This is a genomic window from Mycolicibacterium flavescens (assembly GCF_001722335.1).
In the GTDB taxonomy this organism is placed as follows: domain Bacteria; phylum Actinomycetota; class Actinomycetes; order Mycobacteriales; family Mycobacteriaceae; genus Mycobacterium; species Mycobacterium flavescens.
Genome location: NZ_MIHA01000018.1, coordinates 120,207 through 126,842 on the forward strand (window position 1 = coordinate 120,207; position 6,636 = coordinate 126,842).

At 67.3% G+C, this 6,636-nt stretch carries 5 protein-coding genes; all 5 read left to right on the plus strand.

The annotated features are described in order from the left end of the window. The first annotated feature begins 38 nt into the window (after window positions 1-38). From BHQ18_RS21915 to BHQ18_RS21935, 5 genes are read left to right on the plus strand one after another with little or no spacing between them, the layout of a single operon-like run. A complete protein-coding gene (locus BHQ18_RS21915; RefSeq protein ID WP_205866166.1) occupies window positions 39-1,067 on the plus strand; it encodes an MCE family protein in 1,029 nt (342 codons plus the stop codon). Continuing rightward, complete coding sequence (locus tag BHQ18_RS21920) at window positions 1,064-2,407, plus strand: MCE family protein (protein WP_069415767.1); 1,344 nt, start codon at window positions 1,064-1,066, stop codon at window positions 2,405-2,407. The genes BHQ18_RS21915 and BHQ18_RS21920 overlap by 4 nt, the downstream gene beginning before the upstream one ends. Then, window positions 2,404-3,846, plus strand: a complete 1,443-nt coding sequence (locus tag BHQ18_RS21925) for an MCE family protein (protein WP_131815721.1) — start codon at window positions 2,404-2,406, stop codon at window positions 3,844-3,846. The genes BHQ18_RS21920 and BHQ18_RS21925 overlap by 4 nt, the downstream gene beginning before the upstream one ends. Beyond that, a complete protein-coding gene (locus tag BHQ18_RS21930) occupies window positions 3,846-4,982 on the plus strand; it encodes an MCE family protein (RefSeq protein WP_069415744.1) in 1,137 nt (378 codons plus the stop codon). Before BHQ18_RS21925 ends, BHQ18_RS21930 begins: the two co-directional genes overlap by 1 nt. Next, window positions 4,983-6,437, plus strand: a complete 1,455-nt coding sequence (locus tag BHQ18_RS21935; RefSeq protein ID WP_069415745.1) for an MCE family protein — start codon at window positions 4,983-4,985, stop codon at window positions 6,435-6,437. Window positions 6,438-6,636 lie beyond the last annotated feature (199 nt).

The window sequence follows — 6,636 nt, forward strand, 5'->3', positions numbered from 1 at the left end:
ACCCCGACCGAGAAAGCAGAGAATGAAGGACCACCGCCATCATGGGTAGCTTGCGAGGAGTGCTGTGGCGCATCGGCATCTTCGTCGTGGCGTGCGCACTGGCCTGGGCCCTCATGGTCGCCGAGTTCGGACAGGTCCGATTCGGCGGTCAGACAACGTATAAGGCCGCTTTCACGAACGCGTCGGGTTTGGAAGCCGGCAACTTCGTGCGCATCGCCGGTGTCGAGGTCGGCAAGGTCAAAGACCTCGTGGTGGAAGACGGCGGTTCGGTGCTCGTGGAGTTCGCCGTCGACAACTCCGTCGTACTGACCGAGGGCAGCCGGGCGGTCATCCAGTACGAGAACCTCATCGGCGAGCGCTTTCTGTCCTTGGACGAAGGCGTCGGTGGTACCGCGAAACTGCAGGCAGGACAGACAATTCCGCTTACCCGCACACAGCCGGCGCTCGATCTCGACGCGTTGATCGGGGGGTTCCGGCCGCTGTTCAACGCGTTGAACCCCGATGACGTCAACGTGCTGACCAGCCAACTGATGGCCGCCCTGCAGGGTCAGGGCGCGACGATCAGCTCCTTCCTGCAGCAGACCGCGACGCTGACCAACACGCTGGCCGACCGCGACCGGCTAATCGGCGAGGTCATCGTCAACCTCAACACGGTCCTGAGCTCGCTGGGAGACCAGCGCGGTCAGCTCGCCAAAGCCGTCGACTCGCTCTCCGAACTCGTGGTGGGTCTGCGGGAACGCAAGACCGACATCGCCAACGGTGTCGCCTACGCCAGCGAGGTCGCCGGGTCGGTGGCCGACCTGATGCAGCAGGCGCGTCCGCCGCTGAAGAAGGTCGTGGCTGAAGCCGACCGGGTGGCAGGCACTATCGTCGCCGACGCCGACTACGTGAACAACCTGCTGGATACGCTGCCCGAGTCCTACCGGATCCTGAACCGGCAGGGCCTCTACGGCGACTTCTTCAGCTTCTACCTGTGTGACATCGTGCTCAAGCTCAACGGAAAGGGCGGACAGCCGGTCTACGTCAAGGTCGCCGGTCAAAGCTCGGGGAGGTGCACTCCGCGATGAAGTCCTTCCAGGAACGAAACCCGTTGACCATCGGCATCATCGGTGTGCTGTTGTTCGTCGGCATCTCGGTGGCGGCGGTGAACTACGACAAGCTGCCGGGCCTGTCGCTGGGCAAGGATTACTCGGCCTATTTCGCCGAAGCGGGCGGCCTGCGCCAGGGCGCCGACGTCCGGGTCAGCGGTGTCACCGCGGGCAAGGTGGACAGCGTGAAGCTCGACGGCGCCCAGGTGCTGGTCAGCTTCAAGGTCCGCGACGACATCCGGGTCGGCGACCGCAGCGAGGTCGCGGTGAAGACCAGCAGTGTGCTGGGCGCCAAAGTGCTGGAGGTGACGCCGCGCGGTGAGGGCAGCCAGTCCGGCCCTATCCCGCTGCAGCGCACGACTTCTGCCTACCAGCTACCCGACGCGATCGGCGATCTGACCACCGCGATCAGCGGACTGGACACCGACCAGCTCTCGGAGTCGCTCGAGGTGCTGGCGCAGACGTTCGCCGACACCCCGCCCGATGTGCGGGCCGCGGTCGAAGGCGTGGGCAGGTTCTCGAAGACCCTGGCCGACCGCGACGCCGAACTGCGCAGCCTGCTGTCGAACGCCGAGAAGTCCACCACCATCCTCGCCGAGCGCAGCGACAAGATCGTCAGCCTCGTCCACGACACCAACGAGCTTCTCGCCGCGCTGCAGGAGCAGAGCTCCGCGCTCGACCAGTTCTTCGGCAACCTGTCGGCGGTCAGCCGGCAGCTCGACGGCTTCATCGCCGAGAACCGCACCGAGCTCAAACCCGCGCTGGAGAAGCTCAACGGCGTGCTGGCGATCGTCGACAACCACCGAGCGGAGGTCAGGCAGGCCGTTCTGGGGTTGAACCGCTATGCGCTGGGCCTGGGCGAGTCGGTCGGATCCGGCCCGTTCTTCAAGGCTTACGTCGTGAACCTGTTTCCGGGACAGTTCGTTCAGCCGTTCATCGACGCTGCGTTCTCGGATCTGGGCCTGGACCCGAACGTGCTGGCTCCGACGGAGCGCGCCGACCCGCAGGTCGGCCAGCCGGGCACGCCCGCGCTGCCGGTGCCCTTCCCGCGCACCGGTCAGGGCGGTGAACCCCGGATGACGGTTCCCGACGCGATCACCGGCAACCCCGGCGACCAGCAGTGCGGTCCGCCAGGGGTTCCGCTGCCCGGCCCCGGTTGCTACCCGTACCGCGAGCCCCTGCCTGCGCCACCGCCCGGTGGCCCGCCGCCAGGCCCGCCCGCCCCGGCGGCGCCGGGCATGGAAGAGACACCACCGCCGCCGACGCCCGTGTACCGGCCGTCGCCAGGTGACACCACGCACGGAGGGGGAGGCCAGTGAACGCGCTGAAATCGCGGCCGGCCCGGATCGGCCTGGCCACTGCGCTTGTCGTGTTGCTCGTCGGTGCCGTCGCCGTGGTCAATTTCGCGCCGACTGCCAACCGCTACACGATCGTCGGCTACTTCAAGAACAGCAACGGCATCTATGTCGGCGACGACGTCGTCGTACTCGGCGTTCCGGTCGGCACCGTCAAAGCGATTGAGCCGCAACCGCTGAACACCAAGATCACCTTCACGGTCGACGACTCGGTCAAGGTGCCCGCCGACGCCAAGGCCGTGATCCTGTCGCCGGCGCTGGTGACCGCGCGGTCGATCCAGTTGGTCCCCCCGTACAAGGGTGGGCCCACGATGGCCGACGGCGCGCAGATCCCGGCGGACCGCACCGCGGTGCCCGTCGAGTTCGACGAGTTCCGCCAGCAGTTGGAACGGTTGGCCGACACGCTGCAGCCCACCGGGCCGGGCGGGGTGAGCACGCTCGGGGCGTTCGTCAACACCGCCGCCGACAACCTGCGGGGTCAGGGCGCCGGGATCCGCGAGACGCTCATCGAACTGTCGGACGCGTTCTCGGCGCTCGGCGACAACAGCAAGAGCCTGTTCGGCACGCTGCGGAACCTGGCGATTCTGGTCAACGCGCTGCAGAACAGTCACGATGTCCTGCGCCAGCTCAACCAGAACCTGGCATCGACGACCCGGTTGGTGGCCAACGACCCCAATGAGGTCGGTGCCGCCGTGCGCGATCTCGCGTCGGTCGCCGACGACGTGCGCACGTTCGTGGCGGAGAACCGCGACACGCTGGGCACCACGTCGGAGAAGCTGGCCGGGGTGTCGGAGATCCTCACCGAGAACCTCGAGGACATCAAGCAGTTGCTGCACGTGGCGCCCAACGCGTTCCAGAACTTCATCAACATCTATCAGCCGGCGCAGGGCGCGCTGACCGGTGCGCTGGCGTTCAACAACATGTCCGATCCGCTTCAGTTCCTGTGTGGTGCGGTGCAAGCGGCGTCGCGACTCGGCGCCGAGCAGTCGGCGAAGCTGTGCGTGCAGTACCTCGCACCGATCGTGAAGAACCGGCAGTACAACTTCTTCCCGCTGGGTCTCAACCCGTTCGTCGGGGCGACGGCCCGGCCGAACGAGCTCACCTACAGCGAGGACTGGCTGCGCCCGGACTACATCCCGCCGTCAGGCGGGGCAGGCAACCTGCCCGCGGAGGCCGGCGGCGAACCGGCACCGGGTGGTCCGCTGCCGCCGGCGGGCAACGTGTTCACCCGGTTCGGTGAGCCGGCGAACCCGTTCCACGGCCAGGCACCGTTCGTGCCGCCACGACCGGCCGACAAGATACCCCTCAATCCGGGTGACTCCCCGGTGGTGCCGGCGCCCGTCGCGACGGACCCCGGAGCCGGGCTCGAAGGCATCATGGTTCCGCACGGAGGTGGCCAGTGATGCGAAGTCGTTGTCGCGGCGCACTTTTGGTGCTGGCAGTGGCGGCGTCGTTGGCCCTGACCGGTTGTAGCGAATGGCGCGGCCTGAACTCGCTGCAACTGCCGGGCACCGAGGGCAAGGGGCCGGGCGCCTACACCATCCAGGCGCAGATGCCCCAGGTGGTGAACCTCAAGGCCAACTCGCGGGTCCGGGTCGGCGACGTCGTCGTCGGCAGCATCAGCAAGATCGAACGCCAAGGGTGGCACGCGCTGGTCACCATGCGGCTCAACGGCGATGTGAACCTGCCCGCCAACGCGACCGCGACGCTGGGGCAGACCAGCCTGCTGGGATCGCTGCACATCGAACTGGCCGCCCCGACCGACGAGCCGCCGCAGGGCAAACTCCAAGAGGGATCGCTGATTCCGCTCGACCACGCCGGCGCATACCCGACGACCGAGCAGACCCTCAGCGCGCTGTCGCTGCTGCTCAACGGCGGTGGTGTCGGCCGGATCGGCGAGATCACCAGGGAACTGAGCCTGGCACTGGACGGGCGGGGCGCCGAATTGCGCAGCCTGATCACCCAACTCGACACCTTCGTCGCGTATGTCGACGACCAGAAGGACGACATCATTGCGGCGGCAGACAGCCTCAACACGCTGGTCGGTCAGATCGCCGACGACAAGCCGGTCGTGGACCGGGCGCTCAAGACCGTCCCGGAGGCGCTGGCCGTGCTGCGCGAGGAACGCGACGTGCTGGTCGAAGCACTGGACCAGATCGGCAAGTTCAGCGCGCTGGCCGCCGACTCGGTCAACCAGACCAAGGAGAACCTGGTCGCCGAACTCAAGGATCTCGGGCCGGTATTGGAGTCGTTGGCCAACGCGGGCCAGGACCTGACCAGGTCGCTGGACTTCTACGCGACGTTCCCGTTCCCCAAACCGACACTGCCGAAATGGCTGCGCGGCGACTACGCCAACCTCACCGCGGTGGTCGACCTGACTCTCAGCAGGCTCGACGCCGGCCTGCTCACCGGCACCTTCCTCGAAGGCGAGCTGACCGAACTCGAGATGCAATGGGGACGCACGATCGGCCAGATGCCCAGCCCGTACACGGCCCGCAATCCGCTGGTCGTCCCGTACCAGTTCAACCAGGGACCGTAAATGACTCTGACGAGGCGGATATGGATCCAGTTGATCGTCGTGGCGGCGATCGCACTGGCCGGGGTCGCGTACATGTTCTTCCCGGTGCTGCACCTGCCGGCGTTGCTGTTCGGTGTGGGCCAGTACACGGTCACCGCGCAGTTGCCGGAGGCCGGCGGACTCTACGAACGCGGAAACGTCACCTACCGCGGCTACCAGGTCGGTCGGGTGGAATCGGTCGGCCTGACCGACAACGGCGTCGAGGCGGTGCTGTCGCTGAACTCCGACGTCGAGATCCCCTCGGACGTCAAGGCCGAGGTACACAGCGTCTCGGCGATCGGTGAACAGTACATCGACCTCATACCGCGCAGCGAAGGCTCGCCGCCGCTCAAGGATGGCGACGTCATCGCCCGCGACCAGACGTCGGTCCCGCCGAACATCAGCTCGCTGCTGAGCGCGACCAACAAAGGCCTGCAAGCGATCCCGCAGGACAACCTGAAGACGGTCGTCGACGAGGCTTATGTCGCGTTCGGCGGGCTCGGTCCCGAGATCGGTAGGTTCCTCAAGGGCGCCAGCGCGCTGGCCCTCGACGCCAAGGCAAACGTCAACGAACTGACGACGCTTGTCGACAAGTCGAAGCCGCTTCTGGACACCCAAACCGAGACGTCCGGTTCCATCGAGGCGTGGGCGGCCAACCTGGCCACCGTCACCGACCAGCTGCGAGACCAGGACGCTGACGTCGCCACGGTGCTCAAGGAGGGCCCGGGCGCCGCCGACGAGGTCCGCGCGCTGTTCAGCCAACTGCAGCCGACACTGCCCGTCGTCCTGGCCAACCTCGCGTCGGTGGCCGAAGTGGCGGCCGTGTACCGGCCCAACCTCGAGCAGCTGCTGGTCCTGCTGCCGCAGGGCGCGGCGATCGTGCAGGCCACCGGTGTGCCCAACCGCAACACCAAGGTGGACTACCCCGGTGCATACCTGAGCTTCAACCTGAACCTCAATCTGCCGCCCGCGTGCACCACCGGCTTCCTGCCCGCCCAGCAGCGGCGCGCGGCCGCCCACGAGGACTATCCGCCGGTGCCGGAAGGCGACATGTACTGCCGGGTTGCCCAGGATTCACCGTTCAACGTACGCGGTGCCCGCAACACGCCGTGTGTGCAGAAGCCGGGTAAGCGCGCGCCGACGGCCAAGCTGTGTGAGAGCGACGAGGAATTCGTGCCGCTCAACGACGGCTACAACTGGAAGGGCGACCCGAACGCCACGCTGTCGGGGCAGAGCGTTCCCGCTCCGCGAGATCCCGCCGCGCCGGGCGCCGGCCTGCCGGACCCCGCACCCGCTCCGCCGGTCGCCGTCGCCGAATACGACCCGGCCAGCGGGCAGTACATGGCGCCGGACGGCAAGATGTACACCCAGAGCGATCTGGGCGCTGCCGGCGGACCGAAGTCCTGGCAGGACATGCTGGCACCGCCGGCCCCGTAGAGCGCCGAGATCTGCAGGAGGGTCGTGATCCGCGACGGATCACGACCCTCCTGCAGAAATCGCGCGATCGGCCGCTAGGAGTCTGCTGAATTAGGGGTGTTTGGGGCGGGGTGCCTCGGAGCGCTCTGTGGCGCGTGGGTTTTAGTCAGACCCGCTGGGTCGACAGTACGAGGTCACCCCGCCGTGTTGAGCGTGGCAC

Coding starts and splice junctions, on each gene's coding strand:
- BHQ18_RS21920 (WP_069415767.1), top strand. CDS start 1,064: ATGAAGTCCTTCCAGGAACGAAACCCGTTGACCATCGGCATCATCGGT.
- BHQ18_RS21930 (WP_069415744.1), top strand. CDS start 3,846: ATGCGAAGTCGTTGTCGCGGCGCACTTTTGGTGCTGGCAGTGGCGGCG.
- BHQ18_RS21935 (WP_069415745.1), top strand. CDS start 4,983: ATGACTCTGACGAGGCGGATATGGATCCAGTTGATCGTCGTGGCGGCG.